Source organism: Rathayibacter sp. VKM Ac-2762 (genome assembly GCF_009866585.1).
Taxonomy (GTDB): Bacteria; Actinomycetota; Actinomycetes; order Actinomycetales; family Microbacteriaceae; genus Rathayibacter.
In genome coordinates this window covers 1,682,737-1,700,258 of sequence record NZ_CP047419.1, presented here as the reverse complement: position 1 = coordinate 1,700,258, position 17,522 = coordinate 1,682,737, and the positions used below count along the sequence as shown (strand labels likewise).

Here is a 17,522-nt window from a genome sequence, read left to right as displayed (position 1 = left end):
CTGACCCCCGCAAGCAGAGGAGACCGCGGATGCCCGACCACGCGACGCGCGGCAACAACCTCGACCGCGTCAGGCGGCACAACCTCTCGGCGATCCTCCGCCTCGTGCACCGCGGCGGCCCCCGCTCCCGCTCGCAGCTGACCCGCCTGACCGGCCTCAACCGCTCCACGATCGCGGCGCTGGTCGGCGAGCTGGTGGAGCTCGGCATCGTGCGCGAGCGCGAGCCCGCCACGCCGAACCAGGTCGGCCGGCCGAGCCCCGTCGTCGAGGCCGATCCCGGAGTCGTCGCGCTCGCCGTGAACCCCGAGATCGACGCCGTCACGGTCGCCGTGGTCGGGGTCGACGCCGTCGTCCGCCGCCGCATCCGCCGCTCCGCCTCCGTCCCCACCGCCGAGGCCGCGGCCCGTCTGGCGGCCGAGGCGGTCGCCGAGCTGCTCGCCGAGCTGCCCGAGGAGACGCGGACCGTCGGCATCGGCGTCGCCGTGCCCGGCCTCGTCCGCGACGCCGACGGCCTCGTCCGGGTCGGCCCGCACCTCGGCTGGGACGACGAGCCCTTCTCCCGCATGCTCGCGGACGCGACCGGCCTACCCGTCCTCTCGGCGAACGACGCCAACCTCGGTGCGCTCGCCGAGAGCGTCCTCGGCGCCGGCCGCGACGTCTCGCACCTCGTCTACCTCAACGGCGGCGCGAGCGGAGTGGGCGCCGGCGTCATCGTCGGCGGCGCGCCTCTGCACGGCATCGACGGCTACGCGGGGGAGATCGGCCACACCCTCGTCAACAGCGCGGGCATCGACTGCCACTGCGGTGCCGTCGGCTGCCTCGAGACCGAGGTCGGCCGCGCCGAGCTGCTCACCGTGCTCGGCCTCGACGAGAGCGAGCGGCTGGAGGAGGCGCTCGCCGCCTCCGAGGACCCGGCCGTCCGCGCCGAGGTCGAGCGCCAGCTCGGGCACCTCGCGGTCGCCCTGCGCAACGTGATCAACGTGTTCAACCCGCAGCTCGTGGTGCTGGGCGGCTTCCTCGGGGCGCTGATCGGAGTCGCGCCGGGGTTCCTGGAGGAGCGCCTGGGCCGCGGCGGCCCCTTCCGGGTCGCGCTCGACTCCGTGCGCATCGTGCGGACCGAGCTCGGCGCCGATCTGCTCATGCTGGGCGCCGCCGAGCTCGCCTTCGAGCGCCTGCTCGCCGACCCGCTCGGCACTCCGCTCCACCCGGTCTGACCCGACGGCGGGCCGAGGGGTGGCGCCGCTGTCCGACGCATGATCGAATTGATTCGACCGAGCGGCGTGGAGCCGACGAGGTCCGCTCCCGCGCCGAGGACGACACCGGCCGCACCCCTCCCTCCCACCCCGCTGCGCCCTGCGCAGGAAGGCACTCCGTGTCCACTCCCGCCTCGACTCCGACCGCCTCCCTCCCGGTGCACCGTCACCCGGGCGACGCCCTGACGGCCCGCCAGCGCCTCGTCTACGTGATCGTCCTCGGCTCGCTGACCGCCCTCGGGCCGTTCACGATCGACCTCTACCTGCCGGCGTTCCCCGCGCTGCAGAGCGAGCTGAACGTGTCGGAGGCGGCGGTCCAGCTGACCCTCACCGGCACGACCCTCGGCTTCGCGCTCGGCCAGCTGGTCGTGGGCCCCTGGAGCGACGCGGTCGGCCGGCGCCTGCCGATCCTCCTGGCCACCTCGCTGCACGTCCTGGCCTGCGTCGGCGCGGCGCTCGCCCCCGAGATCGTCACGCTCGGCGTCTTCCGCTTCCTGATGGGAGCCGGTGCGGCGGCGGGCGGCGTGGTCGCGATGGCGATGGTCCGCGACCTCTTCGGCGGACGCCCGCTGGTGCGGATGCTGTCCCGGCTCGCCCTGGTGTCGGGCCTCGCGCCCGTGCTCGCGCCGGTCATCGGCTCGCAGCTGCTGCTGATCATGGACTGGCGCGGGATCTTCGTCTTCCTCGCCGCCTACGGCGTGCTGGTCGTCGCGGCCGTCGGCCTGCTCGTCGTCGAGACCCGGCCCCGCGCCGCCCGACACGAGCGCGAGCACCGCTCGCTCGTGCAGCGCTACCGGGCCGTCCTCAGCGACCGCGTGTTCCTCGGAGTGGCGGTGATCGGGGGCATGACCTTCGCCGGCCTGTTCACCTACCTCTCCAGCTCCTCGTTCCTGTTCCAGGGCCTCTACGGATTCGACGCGCAGCAGTACGGGCTGCTCTTCGCCGTGAACTCGCTCGGCGTCGTCCTCGGCGTGCAGGCGTCCTCCTACCTCAGCCGGAGGATCGGGCCGCAGTGGATCCTCGCGATCACGACGCTGACGCTGTTCACCTCCGCCGGCCTGATCGCCCTCTTCGACGTGCTCGGGCTGGGGCTCTGGGGCACGCTCGTCCCGCTGTGGTTCTTCATCGCGTCCTGCGGCTTCAGCTTCCCGTGCGTGCAGGTCCTCGGCCTGGTCAACCACGGCCGGGAGGCGGGGACGGCCGCGTCGCTGCTCGGAGCGGTGAACTTCGGCACCGCCGGACTGCTGTCGCCGATCTCGGGGGTCTTCGGCGCCGGCTCGGCCGTGCCGATGGCCGTGGTGATGATGGCGACGGCGACCGTGTCGATCCTGGCGCTCTGGCTGATCGTCCGGCCGAGGAGCGTCCCGGCGCTGCAGGACTGAGCGCTCGGCTCCGGGTCCCGGCGGTCCGGCACGCCCCGCTCCTGCGGCTCCTCCCGGGCGCTCCGGCCCTCGCTGGATCCGCTCCCGAGCGCCGCTGCTACAGTCCCCTCCCATGTCCTCCCGCGACTCCTCCGCCCTGCTCGCCGAGCTCTCCGACCCCGACCGCGACGTCCGCCTCCGCGCGGCGATGACCCTGGGCGAGCTCGCCGAGCCCGCCACCGCCGAGCCCCTCGCCGCGCACCTGTGGGAGGAGCCGGACTTCTTCGTCCGCGACGTGCTCACCTGGTCGCTCGGCCGCCTCGGCTCCGCCGCCGTCCCCGTCGCGCGCGAGGCGCTCGGCCGCGAGCCCCGGGTGCGCACGCAGGCGCTGCACGTGCTCAGCAAGATCCTCGACCCGGCGACGCTCGACGACATCGCCCCGCTGGCCGCCGACTCCGAGCCCGCCGTCGCCGCGAAGGCCCGCTTCGCGCTGGGCCGCCTCGGCGACGAGCGCGCGCTGCCGGTCCTGCTGGGCCTGCTCGGCGACGACGACGCGGAGGCGCAGAACGTGCTCACCGACGTCCTCGCCTCCTTCGGCGCCGCGGCCGTCCCCGGTCTGGAGCAGGCCCTCCGCGAGGGGTCCGCGCCGGTCCGGCGTCACGCCGCTGCCGCACTCGGCTACCTGGGCGACGACGCGCGTCCTGCCGTCGACGCGCTGGACGGGGCCGCAGGCAGCGACGACTCCGCGCTCGCGGTCTCGGCCGTGATGGCGCTCGGCTCGATCACCGGTCCCGACGCGGCCGCCGCCCTCGAACGGGCCTCCGCCTCGGACGACTCCCGCGTGAGCGCCGTCGCCGCGCGGCTCCTCGCCCGCTCCTCCGAGCCGACCCGGCTCGACGCCCTCCGCGCCGCCCGCCTGGCCCGCGCGGCCGGCTGAGCCGCGCCGCGAGACCCCCGCGGGGGAAGGCCGGGGATCCGCAAGGCCGCTCGAACCCTGACATGAACCCCGCCGCGCGGACGCCGGTCTTCCGAACGGTCGGCCGAGCCGCCCCGCAACCCCCAGCGGGGGAACGCCGGGTGACGGCATCATGTCCGGATGGATCACCGCGACGACCGCCTGTCGACCGAGCCCGGAATCGCGCGCCCCGACGCCGTCCAGCGTGCGCGGATGCGCGAGCAGGTGCCGTCCGACGACGTCGCCGCCCGGCTGCTGACGAAGGAGGCGGCCCACCGGGTCTCCCGCCGCTGGCCGCTGATCTCCGCGTCGCTCGCGATCCTGCTCACGGTGCTCCTCGCCGTGCTGATCGCCTTCCGCCCCACCTCGGCCTTCCGCTTCGACGTGGAGTGGATGGACGAGATCGTCGAGCACCGCTCGCCGGTCTGGGACATCCCGGCCCTCGTCATGAACACGGTCGGAGCGGGGCTCGTCGGCACGACGCTCATCCCGCTCGGCATCGTCGCCGTGCTGCTGGTGTTCCGCAGGCGGTGGGCCGCGCTCTACTACGCGATCGCCGCGCTGGTCAGCGTGGGCGCCACCCAGCTCGTCAAGGAGCTGGTGGGACGCGCCCGCCCGGCCGACATGCTCGTCACCAGCGACTACGGCTCCTTCCCGTCCGGCCATACCGCCAACGCGGCGACGACGGCGATGGTGCTGGCCCTGGTGTTCCCGCTGCTGTGGGTCTGGATCGCGGGCTTCCTCTACACCGTGGCGATGATGGCGAGCCGCACCTACCTCGGCGCCCACTGGCTGAGCGACACCGTCGGCGGCCTGCTGCTCGGGATCGGCGTGGCGCTCGTGGTCTGGGCCCCGCTCGCCGGCCGCCTGCGCACCGAGGCCGAGCTCCCGCACCCGCCGATCTGGATCCGCCGCACCACCTGACCGGCGCAGTTCTCTCCGCGCGAGGGCTTCGAGGCCCCGAGGATCGGCGCCCGAGGAGCGCGGAGGCTCGCCTATCAGCCGAAGGCGGCGAGGGAGTCGAGCTCGTTGAAGGTGTAGACGTGCAGGCCCGCGAGGCGGTCGCCCGCCGCCGCTTCCAGGCGCGCGACGAACGCGGACGGGTCGAAGCGGCGTCCGCGGAGGAGCCCGCCGGCCACCGAGGTGCTCCGCTTCAGGAAGCCGAGCGAGGAGCCCACTCCGATCCGCGCGCCCAGCGTCAGCAGCCGCGAGCGCTCGACCGGCCCCGGCACGCCCGCCCACAGATCGGACGTGATCCCCGTCTCGCGGAGCCGATCGGCGTAGCGGACCACCGCGTCCACGTCGAAGCACATCTGCGTGACGATCGAGCGGATGAACGGAGCGCGCTCGCGCAGGTGCCGCTCGATGCTCTCGTCGGAGAGGTGCGGGTGGCCCTCGGGATAGCCTGCGATGTCCAGGGCCAGCCCGGGTGAGATCTCGCGGGCGTCGCGGATGAGCTCGAGGCTCGTGGAGTAGGTGCCGGCCGCCGAGGACGCGTCGCCCGAGATCACGAACGCCTCGTCGATCCCCGCCTCGCCCATCCGCCCGAGGACCCGCTCGAGTGCGGCGCGGCCCTCGACGTTCCGCGCCGCCAGGTGGGGCACCACGCGGAACCCGCGCCCGGCCAGCGCGACCGCGCAGTCCACGGTCCGCTCGGTCCCGTGCTTCGGCAGGCTCGTCACGGTCAGCGTCACCGCGGAGGGGTCCGGGAACGCCCGCGCGGCGCGCTCGCCGATGTCGTCGGCCGGGATGATCTCGAAGCGCGCGCGGGTCATCGGCCCAGCCTGCCACGCGGAGCCGGAGCGGTGCGGGTGGTGGCCGCAGCCGCACGAGTGTCGGAGGGGCGCCCTAGCCTGGAGCCGATCGCCGCCCGGTGGTCGCGGAAGGAGTCGCGTGTACCTGGAGTCCGGCCGCGTGGTCACGAGCCCCACCGACCTGTCCAATTGGGCGGCCTGCGAGTGGGCGGTCCTCCGCCGGTTCGACGCCCTGCTCGGCCGCGCCCCGCGCCTCGAGGCCGAGAGGGACGGGATGCTCGAGCGCACCGCGGTGCTCGGCGACGAGCACGAGCACCGCTTCCTCGCCGAGCTGAAGCGCACGCACGAGGTGCTCGAGTTCGAGCGCCCCGAGCCCGCCGGCTACCCCGCGGCGGCCGAGGCGGCCGTCGAGGCGATGCGCGCCGGGGTCGACGTGCTCTACCAGGCCACCTTCTTCGACGGCGAGTTCCTGGGCTTCTCGGACTTCCTCCTCCGCACCGCCGACGGCGCCTACGAGGTCTACGACACCAAGCTCGCCCGGCACGCGAAGATCCCGGCGCTGCTGCAGCTCGCCGCCTACGCCGAGCAGATGCAGGCGCGCGGCATCCGCGTGGGGGAGCAGGTGCACCTCGTGCTCGGCGACGGCTCCGTCACCAGCCACGAGCTGGCCGTCGTCGCCCCGGTCCAGCGGGTGCAGCGCGCCCGGCTCCGCGCCGTGCTCGACGAGCGCCTCGCCGCCGACGAGCCGCTGGAGTGGGGCGATCCGCGCTACCCCTCCTGCGGACGCTGCTCGGTCTGCGCGCCCGAGGTCCAGGCGCACCGCGATCCGATCCTCGTCGCCGGGATGCGGCTCGACCAGCGGGCGAAGCTCACGGCGGCCGGCGTCCTCACCCTCGACGCGCTCGCCGAGCACGACGGCCCCGTCCCCGGGCTGGGCGTGGGCACGCTCGAGGGCCTGCGCGCCCAGGCGCGGCTGCAGCTGCGGTCGGAGTCCTCGCCGGTGCCGGCCGTCGAGGTGATCGACGCCTCCGTGCTCGCCGGGCTGCCCGCGCCCGATCCGGGCGACCTCTTCTTCGACTTCGAGGGCGACCCGCTCTACACCGAGGACAACCGCGAGTGGGGCCTCGACTACCTCTTCGGCATGGTCGACGACCAGGAGCGCTTCACCGCGCTCTGGGCGCACGACCTCGCGGCCGAGCGCCGGGCGCTCCTCGACTTCCTCGCGCTCCTGCGGGCGCGCCGGGCCGAGCACCCCCGGATGCACGTCTACCACTACGCCTCCTACGAGCGCAGCCACCTGCTCTCGCTCGCGCTCCGCCACGGGGTCGGCGAGGAGGAGGTCGACGCGCTCCTGCGCGACGGCGTCCTGGTCGACCTGTACCCGGTGGTGCGGCGGGCGCTCCGCGTGGGCTCGCGCAGCTACTCGCTCAAGAAGCTGGAGCCGCTCTACATGGGCGAGGAGGAGCGGGACGCGTCCGGCGTCACGAACGCCACCGACAGCATCGAGATGTACGTGGAGGCGCGCGCCGCACAGAGGGCCGATCCTGTCGAGGGGCAGCGCGGGCTCGACCTCGTCGCCGAGTACAACGCCTACGACTGCCGCTCCACGCTCCGCCTGCGCGACTGGCTCCTGGAGCTCGCTCCGCCGCGCGAGGAGCTGCCGCCGCTGCTCGAGGTCGAGATCCCCGTGCCCCGCGAGCCGCACCCGGTCGCGGTCGCACTGCTGGCGCAGGTCGAGGGGATCGAGCCGCGCGAGCGCACGGCCGACCAGACCGCGCTCGCCCTCGCCGGCGCGGCGATCGACTACCACCGCCGCGAGGCCAAGACCTTCTGGCAGGAGCACTTCGACCGCCTCCGGCAGCCGCTGGACGAGTGGGCGGACACCCGCGACGTCGTGATGATCGACCGGGTCGAGGTCGTCCGCGACTGGGCGAAGCTCCCGCGCGCCCGCACGCAGTCGCGCGAGCTGCGGATCCTCGGCCGGCTCGCTCCCGGCAGCCGGCTCGGCACCGGCTCGTCGCCGTACCTGGTCTACGAGGCCCCGGCGCCCCCCGGTGCGCCCTCGCCCGGTCCCGGTCTGCGCGGCGCCTCCGAGCGCTCCGAGATCCTCGCGGTCGACGACGACGGGGAGCGGATCGTCCTGCTCCTCAAGGAGGGCCTGAAGGCGGGGGAGGATCCGCACGACGACGCTCCGGTCGCCCTCGCCCCCGCGCCGCCGCCGCGCGCCGCGCCCCAGCCCGAGGCGATCGCGGAGTGGGGCGGCGAGGTCCTCGACGCGCTGCCCGCGATGCTGGCCGACCCGACGCTCGACGTCCTCCGCCGCGTGCCGCCGGGAGCCGTCGCTCCGGTGCAGGGCGACGACGTGATCGGCGCGGTCGTCACCACTCTGCTCGGACTCGAGCGGGCGACCCTCGCCGTGCAGGGTCCGCCCGGCACCGGCAAGACCTACGTCGGCTCCCACGTGATCGCACGGCTGGTGAACGAGCACGGCTGGCGCATCGGCGTGGTCGGCCAATCGCACTCGGTGGTCGAGAACGTGCTGAGCGCCGTCGTCGGCCGCGGCGTCGATCCCTCCAGGGTGGCGAAGGTGCCCAAGAACGGCACGCCGCCCGAGGCGCTCGAGGCGGCGCCCTGGGCGCCGGTGAAGAACGCGGCGGCACTCACCGCGGTCCTCGAGGAGGGCGGCGGCTGCGTCATCGGCGGCACCGCCTGGACCTTCGCGAACCCGGTCACCGTGCCGCGCCGCTCGCTCGACCTCCTGGTGGTCGACGAGGCCGGGCAGTTCTCGCTCGCCCCGACGATCGCGTCGGCCGTCTCCGCCCAGCGGCTGCTCCTGCTCGGCGATCCGCAGCAGCTGCCCCAGGTGAGCCAGGGCGCGCACCCGGAGCCGGTCGACGAGTCGGCGCTCGGCTGGCTCGCCGACGGGCACGACGTCCTCCCGCCCGAATACGGCTACTTCCTCGCGCAGACCCACCGGATGCACCCGGCGCTCTCCGATGCCGTCTCCGAGCTCTCCTACGAGGGCGCGCTGCGGTCGCGGGCGCCGCAGGTGCGTCACCTCGAGGGGGTCGAGCCCGGCGTGCACTCCGTCCCGGTCGAGCACGCGGGCGACACCACCTCCTCGCCGGACGAGGCGAGGCGCGTCGTCGAGATCGCCCTCTCCCTCGTCGGCCGCGCCTGGACCGACGAGCACGGCGAGCGGACGCTGACCGCGGCCGACGTCATCGTCGTCGCGCCCTACAACGCCCAGGGCGGGCTCCTCCGCACCGCCCTCGACGCCGCGGGCCTCGAGGAGACGCCGGTCGGCACTGTCGACCTCTTCCAGGGCAGGGAGGCGGTGGTCGCCATCGTGTCGCTCGCCGCGTCCTCCGGGGCCGACGTCCCGCGCGGAATGGAGTTCCTCCTCCTGCCCAACCGCCTGAACGTCGCGGTCTCGCGGGCGAAGTGGGCGGCGTACCTGGTGCACTCGCCGGCGCTCGCCGCGTCGCTCCCGACCTCGCTGACCGGCCTCGGGCACCTCTCCGGCTTCCTCCGCCTGCTCGAGCGGGGGGAGCGGGCCGCCCTATGACGGATCCGGTGGCCGGAAGGCGCGCTCCGCTCCGATTCCGTCGGTGCTCGGCATGGTGGACGACGCGATCCGTCGCTACGGTGTCCCCATGAGAATCCTCCTGGTCGGCGCCGGCGGCGTCGGCGACGCCTTCGCGAAGATCGCCGCGCGCCGCTCCTTCTTCGAGCAGATCATCGTCTGCGACTACGACCTCGCTCGCGCCGAGCGCACGGTCGCCTGGATCGCGGAGCGGCACGGTGCAGACGACCGCTTCGTCGCCGCGCGGATCGACGCCTCCGACGCCGAGAACGTCGAGACCGTCGCCCGCGCGCACGGGGCGACCCACGTGATGAACGCCGTCGAGCCGCGCTTCGTCCCGACGATCTTCGCCGGAGCGCTCGCCGCCGAGGCCGACTACCTCGACATGGCGATGAGCCTCTCGCTCCCGCACCCCGAGCGGCCCCACGAGCTGACGGGGCTCAAGCTCGGCGACGAGCAGTTCGCCGCGGCGGAGGAGTGGTCCTCCCGCGGCCGCCTCGCCCTGGTGGGCATGGGCGTGGAGCCGGGACTCTCCGACGTCTTCGCCCGCTACGCCTCCGACCACCTCTTCGACGAGATCGACGAGCTCGGAGTGCGGGACGGAGCGAACCTCGTCGTGCACGACGCGGACGGCCGCGAGATCTTCGCTCCGTCCTTCTCCATCTGGACCACGATCGAGGAGTGCCTGAACCCGCCGGTGGTGTTCGAGCGCGACCGCGGCTGGTACACCACCGCCCCCTTCTCGGAGCCGGAGGTGTTCGAGTTCCCCGAGGGCATCGGCCCGGTCGAGTGCGTGAACGTCGAGCACGAGGAGGTGCTGCTGATGCCGCGCTGGCTCGACGCCAAGAAGGTCACCTTCAAGTACGGCCTCGGCGAGCAGTTCATCGGCGTCCTGCGCACCCTCCACCTCCTCGGCCTGGACAGCACCGAGCCCTTGCGGGTCCGCTCGGCCGGCGGTCCCGTCGAGGTCTCGCCGCGCGACGTCGTCGCCGCCGCCCTGCCCGACCCCGCCGGCATCGGCCCGCGGATGACGGGCAGGACCTGCGCCGGCCTCTTCGTCTCGGGCACGAAGGACGGCGCCCGCCGCGAGGTGTACCTCTACCACGTGAGCGACAACGAGTGGACGATGGCCGAGTACGGCACCCAGTGCGTGGTCTGGCAGACGGCGCTCAACCCGGTGGTCGCGCTCGAGCTCCTCGCGACCGGCGTGTGGACCGGCGCCGGAGTGCTCGGGCCGGAGGCGTTCAGCGCCGACCCGTTCCTCGAGCTGATGGCCCGCCCCGAGGCCGACGGCGGGTACGGACAGTCCTGGCACGTCCGCGAGGACTGACCGGCGCCGCCGACCTAGGCTGAGCCCATGAGTGACGACGACGGGCTCGCCTCGGCGAGGGACGAGGCGCGCGCGGCCCTGGAGGCCGCCCGCCGACTGCAGGCGGAGGCCGCCGAGGCCCTGATGCGAGCGGAGGCGGCGGCCGCGGCGCTGAACGCGGCGGCCGGCCCGGAGGAGGCGGAGGCCGTCGCGGACGACGTGCGGCTGGTGGCGGCGTCGGGGAGCGGAGCGGAGCAGTCCGCTGCTCCCGTCGCTCCGGACGCCGTCGCTCCGGACGCCGTCGCTTCCGGTCCGATCGCTCCGGATGCAGATGCTCCGCCCACCCCCTCGGCGCCCGCCCCGGCCCCCGGTCCGCTCCCCGAGAGCGCCGTCGACGCCGTGCGCGCCGGGTACGCGTTCACCGGCCCGGCCCTCGAGCTCGGCGCCCTCGTCAACGGCGACGCGCGGATCGACGTGCCCGTCCGCATCCCGCTCGGCATGCTCAACCGGCACGGCCTCGTCGTCGGCGCGACCGGCACCGGCAAGACGAAGACGCTGCAGGTCCTCGCCGAGCAGCTCTCGGCCCACGGCGTCCCCGTCTTCGCCGCGGACATCAAGGGCGACCTCTCCGGCCTCGCCACTCCGGGCACCGCGACCGACGCGCTGCTCGCCCGCACCCGCGGCATCGGCCAGGACTGGCGGGCGGAGGCGGCCCCCGCCGAGTACTTCGCGCTCGGCGGCATCGGCACCGGCGTCCCCGTCCGCGCCACCGTGACGGGATTCGGCGCGCTGCTGCTCGCGAAGGTGCTCGGCCTCAACCACACGCAGGAGTCGAGCCTCGGTCTCGTCTTCCACTACGCCGAGAGCGCCGGTCTCCCGCTCGTCGACCTGTCCGACCTCCGCGCCGTGCTCACCTACCTCGTCGGCGACGAGGGCAAGGCGGAGCTCGCCGAGCTCGGCGGGCTGTCCAAGGCGACCGCCGGCGTGATCCTCCGCGAGCTGATCGCGTTCGCCGACCAGGGCGCCGACGTGTTCTTCGGCGAGCCCGAGATCGACACGGCCGAGTTCCTCCGCCTCGCCGCCGACGGGCGCGGCGTCGTCAGCCTCCTCGAGGTCCCCGGAGTCGCCGACCGACCGGCTCTGTTCTCCACCTTCCTGATGTGGCTGCTCGCCGACCTCTTCAACGACCTGCCGGAGGTCGGCGACCTCGACAAGCCGAAGCTGGTGTTCTTCTTCGACGAGGCGCACCTGCTCTTCCGCGACGCGTCGAAGGACTTCCTCGCCGCGATCACCCAGACCGTGCGCCTCATCCGCTCCAAGGGCGTCGGCATCGTCTTCGTCACGCAGACCCCGAAGGACGTGCCGGGCGACGTCCTCGCCCAGCTCGGCTCCCGCGTGCAGCACCAGCTCCGCGCGCACACGCCGGACGACGCCAAGGCCCTCCGCGCCACCGTCTCGACCTACCCCGAGAGCGACTACGACCTCGGCGAGGTCCTCCAGGCGCTCCCCATCGGCGAGGCGATCGTGACGGTCATGAACGAGCGCGGCGCCCCGACCCCGGTCGCCTGGACGCGTCTCCGCGCCCCGCTCGGCTCGATGAAGCCCACCCCCGAGGCCGACCGCGAGGCGAGCGTCCAGAGGTCCCCGCTCCTCGCGCGCTACGGCACGCCCCTCGACCGCGACTCCGCCCGCGAGATCCTCACCCGCCGGCTCGACGCCGCCGCCGACGCCGAGGAGGCCCGCGCCGCCGCCGAGCAGCAGGCCGCCGACGACGCCCGCCGCGCGAAGGAGGACGCGCGTCGCGCCAAGGAGGAGACCGCGGACGCCGCCCGCCGCGCGAAGGAGCGGGCCGCCGCCGAGCGCGCCGCCGACCAGGCCGCCGAGCGCTCCCGACGGCGCACGGCACCGACCTCCCGCGGGACCCGCACCACCCGCCGCGACAAGACGGTCGTCGAGGAGGTGCTGGGCTCGAGCGCCGGCAGGACGCTGCTGCGCGAGGTGGTCCGCGGGATCTTCGGGACCGCCCGACGGCGCTGACGCGACCCGGGCCGCTCGGGGAGACGAGGCGCTAACGGAAGCGTGTTAGCGTCGGTAGCATGAGTGAGAGCGGGACGACGCGGGAGCGGATCCTCCGAGCGACGGTCGAGCTGCTGGCGGACGGCGGGCGGGACGCGGTGTCGACGCGGGCGATCAGCGCGGCGGCGGGAGTGCAGGCCCCCACGATCTACCGGACGTTCGGCGACCTGCGCGGGCTGCTCGACTCGGCCGCGGCAGCCGGATTCGCCACGGCCCTCGCCGACTTCGAGCGGAGCGAGGCGCCGGCCGACCCGGCCGACGCGCTCCGTGCCGCCTGGGATCACCACGTCGCCTTCGGACTCGCCGAACCGCACCTCTACGCGCTGATGTTCACCGCGCGGCCGGGGGAGGAGTCGGAGGCGGCGCGCCTGTCCCGCGGCGTCCTCCTCGACGCGGTCCGGGCCGTCGCCGAAGCCGGCCGCCTCACCGTCGACGTCGAGCGTGCCTCCCGCCTGCTCCAGTCGGCCGCGCTCGGCTGCACCCTCACGCTGACCGCCCTCGCCGACCCCGACGACGAGCTCTCGTCCCGCTCGCGCGAGTCCGTCCTCGCGGCGATCACCACGGCGGAGGCGGGCCCCACCGATCCCGCCGCCCGTGCGGTCGTCGCGCACGCCGTCGCCCTGCGGACGGCGCTGCCGCAGATCGAGCCCCTCAGCGCGGGGGAGCGGCTCCTGCTCGACGAATGGCTCGAGCGCATCGCCGACTGACGGTCGGCGTCGTCGGCCGGTCCGTATCGCCGCCCTGTCGTCCGCGGTGTCGTATTACGGATGGCGACGGGCACGATCCGGGACCGGCACCTACGGTCGGACCATGTCGCGATCCATAGCCGAACTCTTCTTCCGCCCCGTCTGCGCCGCCTGCTCGGCCCCGCTCGTCGCCCGCCGTGGCGCTTTCTGCTCCGACTCCTGCGCGCGGACGAACCACCTCTACGGCTGATCCCGCACGCCCGGCGCGCGCCGAACGATCGGCGGCGCCTGCTCGGCGCGACGTCGTCGGCTGCAGCCGGGTGTGCCCCGGCAGGGCGAACCCGGCGCTGCGTGAGTGGGCCGCTCCGATCGACGCCTCCACCGGTCGACCGGGCTCCGACGATCGGCCGCACCGGTTAAACAAAACGGTGCCCGTGCTGGCGAGAGCAACGGACACCGTTCGCGGAGGATGGGGGATTCGAACCCCCGAGGGCTTTCACCCAACACGCTTTCCAAGCGTGCGCCATAGGCCACTAGGCGAATCCTCCTGGCACGACCTGAGCCGCGACTCATCGATACTAGCCGGTGTCGGAGGCTCCCGCTGACCACGACCCCGACACGCCCCGCTCTCCTCGGCCGCCGTCGTCGGTTAGACTGTCACCCGGCTCCCCGCGTGGCGCCATCCAGGCCAACTCCCCCAGGGCGGAAACGCAGCAAGGGTAACCGGGCTCTGGCGGGTGCGCGGGGGGTCTCCTTCCGTTAACCGGCCCGCCTGCTCCGCCGATGGACCGCCGCACAGCCGCTACGAGGCCCTACCGACTGCGGACGCTCCTTCACAGCCGCGCGCCATGCACGCCCTCCCATCCCTGGCCTCTACTCAGCCAGGCGGAGGGACCCCCTCGGTAGGCTGGATCCGATGGTTCAGAGCATCTACATCTCGTCCGCCGAAGGTCATTCGGGCAAGTCCACGGTCGCCCTCGGCGTCCTCGATGCGCTCAGCAGCCAGGTGCAGCGGGTCGGCGTCTTCCGCCCGATCGCCCGCTCCACCTCCGAGCCGGACTACGTGCTCGAGATGCTGCTCGGCCACTCCGACTCGGGCCTCGCCTACGAGGACTGCATCGGCGTCACCTACGAGGACGTCCACGCCGACGGCGAGGCGGCGCTCTCGCGGATCGTCGAGCGGTACAAGGGCGTCGAGGCCCGGTGCGACGCCGTCGTCATCCTCGGCTCCGACTACACGGACGTCGGCAGCCCCACCGAGCTCGGCTACAACGCCCGCATCGCCGCCAACCTCGGCGCTCCGGTCCTGCTCGTCCTCACCGGCCGTGACTCGTCCCGCAGCGAGCAGCTGGGCCAGGCTCCCGCGCGCACGCCTGAGGAGATGCGCCAGATCACGGAGCTCGCCTCGGTCGAGCTCCGCACGGCCCACGCGAGCCTCATCGGAGTGATCGCGAACCGCGCCGATCCCGACACCGCCGCCGACGCCGTCGCCGCGATCCGCGAGAGCATCCCCGCCACCGTCCCGGTCTGGGCGATCCGCGAGGATCCGTTCCTCGTCGCTCCGAGCCTGTCCCGCCTGGTCGAGGCGGTCGACGGCGTCGTCGTCGCGGGCGATCCGGAGCTGCTCGGCCGCGAGGCGCTCGGCGTGGTGATCGCCGGCATGTCCATGGTGAACGTCCTGCCGCGGCTCACCGAGGGCGGCGTCGTGATCGTCCCCGGCGACCGGCCCGAGGTCGTCCTCGCCGTGATCATGGCGTACGCCTCCGGCACGTTCCCCACCGTCACCGGCATCATCCTCAACGGCGGCTTCGAGCTGCCGGAGCCGATCGTCCGGCTGATCGAGGGCGTCGACAGCCGCGTGCCGATCGTGATGACCGAGCTCGGCACCTACGACACCGCCGTCCGCGTCACCGCGGCCCGCGGCCGCCTGGCGGCCGACTCCCCGCGCAAGCGCGACACCTCCCTCGCCCTCTTCCAGGAGGCGGTCGACGCGGTCGAGCTGCTCACCCTCCTCGACGTCGGCCGGTCCGAGGTCGTCACGCCGCTGATGTTCGAGTACGGGCTGATCGAGCGCGCGCGCATCGCCGACCGCCACATCGTCCTGCCCGAGGGCGGCGACGACCGGATCCTCCGTGCCGCCGCGACCGTGCTCAAGCGCGGCATCGCCCGGCTCACGATCCTCGGCGAGGAGGCCGAGATCCGCGCCCGTGCGGCGGGCCTCGGCCTCGACCTCGACGGCGCGCGCGTGCTGAGCACCCTCGACCCCGAGCACCGCGCGCGCTTCGCCGAGGAGTACGCCCGCATCCGCGCGCACAAGGGCATCACCTACGACCACGCCTACGACACCGTCACGGACGTCTCCTACTTCGGCACGATGATGGTGCAGCTCGGCCTGGCCGACGGGATGGTCTCGGGAGCCGCGCACACGACCGCGCACACCATCCGCCCCGGCTTCGAGATCATCAAGACGAGCCCGGGCGTCTCCGTCGTCTCGAGCGTGTTCCTGATGGCGCTCGCCGACCGCGTGCTGGTCTACGGCGACTGCGCGGTGAACCCCGACCCCACCGAGGCGCAGCTCGCCGACATCGCGATCTCGTCCGCCGAGACAGCCCAGCAGTTCGGGATCGACCCCCGCATCGCGATGCTCTCCTACTCCACCGGCGAGAGCGGAGCCGGCGCCGACGTCGAGAAGGTCCGCGCGGCGACGGCTCTGGTGCGCGAGCGCCGGCCCGACCTGCTCGTCGAGGGCCCGATCCAGTACGACGCGGCGGCCGACGCGGCGGTCGCGGCCTCGAAGATGCCCGGCTCCCAGGTCGCCGGGCGCGCGACGGTGTTCATCTTCCCCGACCTCAACACGGGCAACAACACCTACAAGGCCGTGCAGCGCTCGGCCGGCGCCGTCGCCATCGGACCGGTCCTCCAGGGTCTGCGCAAGCCGGTCAACGACCTCTCGCGCGGCGCGCTCGTGCAGGACATCGTCAACACCGTCGCGATCACGGCCATCCAGGCCGCCACCCAGGCCATCGTCCCGCCCACCGCCGCCATCCCCGTGGTGCGCTAGCGGCGACCCCGCCGCTGCCACTCCCGACCCCGATCACCCCAGGAGTCCCCTCATGTCCGTCGTCCTCGTCGTCAACAGCGGATCGTCGTCGTTCAAGTACCAGCTCATCGAGATGACCACCGAGGAGACGCTCGCCAGCGGTCTCGTCGAGCGGATCGGCGAGGACACCGGCCGCACGAAGCACACCCGCGACGGGGAGTCGTTCGAGATCGAGGGGCCGATCCCCGACCACACCGCCGGCTTCGACGCGATGATCCGCGCGTTCGGCGAGCACGGCCCGAGCCTCGACGAGTTCCCTCCCGTCGCCGTGGGCCACCGCGTCGTGCACGGAGGCAAGCGCTTCTTCGAGCCCACCGTCGTCACCGACCTGGTCAAGATCAACATCGAGGACCTCGCCGACCTCGCCCCGCTGCACAACCCCGCCAACCTCGAGGGCATCGAGGCTGCGCAGAAGGCCTTCCCGGACGTCCCGCACGTCGCCGTCTTCGACACCGCCTTCCACCACACGATCCCGGCCGAGGCGTCGACGTACGCGCTTCCCGCCGAGCTCGCCGAGAAGCACCGCGTCCGCCGCTACGGCTTCCACGGCACCTCGCACAAGTTCGTCTCGGAGGCCGCCGCCGCCTACCTCGGCCGCCGCCGCTCCGACCTGAAGACGATCGTCCTGCACCTGGGCAACGGAGCGTCCGCCTGCGCCGTCGACGGCGGCGTCTCCGTCGAGACCTCGATGGGCATGACCCCGCTCGAGGGCCTGGTGATGGGCACCCGCTCCGGCGACCTCGACCCGGCCGTCGTCTTCCACCTGGCCCGCAAGGCGAGCCTCTCGATCGACGAGCTCGACACCCTCCTCAACCGCCGAAGCGGCCTCCTCGGCCTCACGGGTCGCGGCGACATGCGCGACGTCCAGGAGGCGGCCGAGGCCGGCGACGAGCAGGCCCGCGCCGGGCTCGAGGTCTACTACCACCGCCTCCGCCACTACATCGGGGCCTTCTACGCCCAGCTGGGCCGCGTCGACGCCGTGGTGTTCACGGCGGGAGTCGGCGAGAACGTCGCCGCCGTCCGCGCCGGCGCCCTCCGCGGCCTCGAGGGCCTGGGCATCGAGCTCGACCCCGAGCGCAACACGTCCTCCGACCGCGGCGCCCGCCGCATCTCCACCGACGACTCCCGCGTCGCCGTCCTCGTCATCCCCACGAACGAGGAGCTGGAGATCGCCCGGCAGTCCTTGTCGGTCGTGTAGCGGCGCAGCCGCGACACGACTCGCGGTCGGCTTCCGGGGGTGGCGGCTCCCGTGGAGCGGCTCCTGTCGGGCTGTCCTGAATCGCTGGCACGCGGCGGTGCTCGCTCGTCGTGCAGCGGTGGCCCGCTGCGCGACCGCGGTCGGCTTCTCGTGGGCCTGCATCGCGCAGAGCCGGGTACGTCGGGCTGCCCTGAATCGCTGGCACGCGGCGGTGCTCGCTCGTCGTGCAGCGGTGGCCCGCTGC

The 17,522-nt window shown here is 73.9% G+C and carries 11 protein-coding genes, 1 tRNA gene and 1 other RNA gene; 11 read left to right on the top strand and 2 right to left on the bottom strand.

What is annotated here, in order from left to right; genetic code table 11:
* The first annotated feature begins 29 nt into the window (after nucleotides 1–29).
* The 4 genes from GTU71_RS08000 (at nucleotide 30) to GTU71_RS07985 (ending at nucleotide 4,493) form a co-directional block, all read left to right on the top strand.
* The gene (locus GTU71_RS08000; RefSeq protein WP_104227455.1) at nucleotides 30–1,214 is read left to right on the top strand and encodes an ROK family transcriptional regulator; all 1,185 of its coding nucleotides are present in this window, start codon (nucleotides 30–32) and stop codon (nucleotides 1,212–1,214) included.
* Between the two features lie 158 nt (nucleotides 1,215–1,372).
* Nucleotides 1,373–2,635 (top strand): multidrug effflux MFS transporter, encoded by a 1,263-nt coding sequence (locus GTU71_RS07995; protein WP_104258263.1) that lies wholly within the window; start codon nucleotides 1,373–1,375, stop codon nucleotides 2,633–2,635.
* Between the two features lie 112 nt (nucleotides 2,636–2,747).
* Nucleotides 2,748–3,551 (top strand): HEAT repeat domain-containing protein, encoded by an 804-nt coding sequence (locus tag GTU71_RS07990; RefSeq protein ID WP_104234526.1) that lies wholly within the window; start codon nucleotides 2,748–2,750, stop codon nucleotides 3,549–3,551.
* A 159-nt stretch (nucleotides 3,552–3,710) separates the two neighbouring features.
* Complete coding sequence (locus GTU71_RS07985; protein WP_244229597.1) at nucleotides 3,711–4,493, top strand: phosphatase PAP2 family protein; 783 nt, start codon at nucleotides 3,711–3,713, stop codon at nucleotides 4,491–4,493.
* Between the two features lie 74 nt (nucleotides 4,494–4,567).
* Here the strand turns inward: GTU71_RS07985 and GTU71_RS07980 are convergent, their stop codons facing one another.
* Nucleotides 4,568–5,344 (bottom strand): methylenetetrahydrofolate reductase, encoded by a 777-nt coding sequence (locus tag GTU71_RS07980; RefSeq protein ID WP_159939621.1) that lies wholly within the window; start codon nucleotides 5,342–5,344, stop codon nucleotides 4,568–4,570.
* A gap of 118 nt (nucleotides 5,345–5,462) precedes the next feature.
* On the opposite strand from GTU71_RS07980, the gene GTU71_RS07975 reads away from it, so the two are divergent.
* The 4 genes from GTU71_RS07975 (at nucleotide 5,463) to GTU71_RS07960 (ending at nucleotide 13,001) form a co-directional block, all read left to right on the top strand.
* On the top strand, nucleotides 5,463–8,891 hold the full coding sequence (locus GTU71_RS07975) for a bifunctional RecB family nuclease/DEAD/DEAH box helicase (protein ID WP_159939620.1): 3,429 nt from the start codon (nucleotides 5,463–5,465) through the stop codon (nucleotides 8,889–8,891).
* An 88-nt stretch (nucleotides 8,892–8,979) separates the two neighbouring features.
* Nucleotides 8,980–10,239 (top strand): saccharopine dehydrogenase C-terminal domain-containing protein, encoded by a 1,260-nt coding sequence (locus GTU71_RS07970; protein ID WP_104251121.1) that lies wholly within the window; start codon nucleotides 8,980–8,982, stop codon nucleotides 10,237–10,239.
* A 27-nt stretch (nucleotides 10,240–10,266) separates the two neighbouring features.
* Entirely contained in the window at nucleotides 10,267–12,255 is a 1,989-nt protein-coding gene (locus tag GTU71_RS07965; protein ID WP_104329700.1) for a helicase HerA-like domain-containing protein, read from the top strand.
* 59 nt (nucleotides 12,256–12,314) lie between these two features.
* A complete protein-coding gene (locus GTU71_RS07960; protein ID WP_159939619.1) occupies nucleotides 12,315–13,001 on the top strand; it encodes a TetR/AcrR family transcriptional regulator in 687 nt (228 codons plus the stop codon).
* A 442-nt stretch (nucleotides 13,002–13,443) separates the two neighbouring features.
* Here the strand turns inward: GTU71_RS07960 and GTU71_RS07955 are convergent.
* Nucleotides 13,444–13,528: transfer RNA gene (locus tag GTU71_RS07955), tRNA-Ser, on the bottom strand.
* Between the two features lie 112 nt (nucleotides 13,529–13,640).
* Here GTU71_RS07955 and ffs point away from each other — a divergent pair.
* From ffs to GTU71_RS07940, 3 genes are all read left to right on the top strand, one after another.
* Nucleotides 13,641–13,737: signal recognition particle sRNA small type (gene ffs, locus GTU71_RS07950), an RNA gene on the top strand.
* Between the two features lie 159 nt (nucleotides 13,738–13,896).
* Complete coding sequence (gene pta, locus GTU71_RS07945; RefSeq protein WP_104227473.1) at nucleotides 13,897–16,041, top strand: phosphate acetyltransferase; 2,145 nt, start codon at nucleotides 13,897–13,899, stop codon at nucleotides 16,039–16,041.
* 52 nt (nucleotides 16,042–16,093) lie between these two features.
* Nucleotides 16,094–17,278, top strand: coding sequence for an acetate kinase (locus GTU71_RS07940; protein WP_159939618.1), 1,185 nt, complete (start codon nucleotides 16,094–16,096; stop codon nucleotides 17,276–17,278).
* The last annotated feature ends 244 nt before the right edge of the window (nucleotides 17,279–17,522 follow it).

Coding starts and splice junctions, on each gene's coding strand:
- GTU71_RS08000 (WP_104227455.1), top strand. CDS start 30: ATGCCCGACCACGCGACGCGCGGCAACAACCTCGACCGCGTCAGGCGG.
- GTU71_RS07990 (WP_104234526.1), top strand. CDS start 2,748: ATGTCCTCCCGCGACTCCTCCGCCCTGCTCGCCGAGCTCTCCGACCCC.
- GTU71_RS07985 (WP_244229597.1), top strand. CDS start 3,711: ATGGATCACCGCGACGACCGCCTGTCGACCGAGCCCGGAATCGCGCGC.
- GTU71_RS07980 (WP_159939621.1), bottom strand. CDS start 5,344: ATGACCCGCGCGCGCTTCGAGATCATCCCGGCCGACGACATCGGCGAG.
- GTU71_RS07970 (WP_104251121.1), top strand. CDS start 8,980: ATGAGAATCCTCCTGGTCGGCGCCGGCGGCGTCGGCGACGCCTTCGCG.
- GTU71_RS07965 (WP_104329700.1), top strand. CDS start 10,267: ATGAGTGACGACGACGGGCTCGCCTCGGCGAGGGACGAGGCGCGCGCG.
- GTU71_RS07960 (WP_159939619.1), top strand. CDS start 12,315: ATGAGTGAGAGCGGGACGACGCGGGAGCGGATCCTCCGAGCGACGGTC.
- pta (WP_104227473.1), top strand. CDS start 13,897: ATGGTTCAGAGCATCTACATCTCGTCCGCCGAAGGTCATTCGGGCAAG.
- GTU71_RS07940 (WP_159939618.1), top strand. CDS start 16,094: ATGTCCGTCGTCCTCGTCGTCAACAGCGGATCGTCGTCGTTCAAGTAC.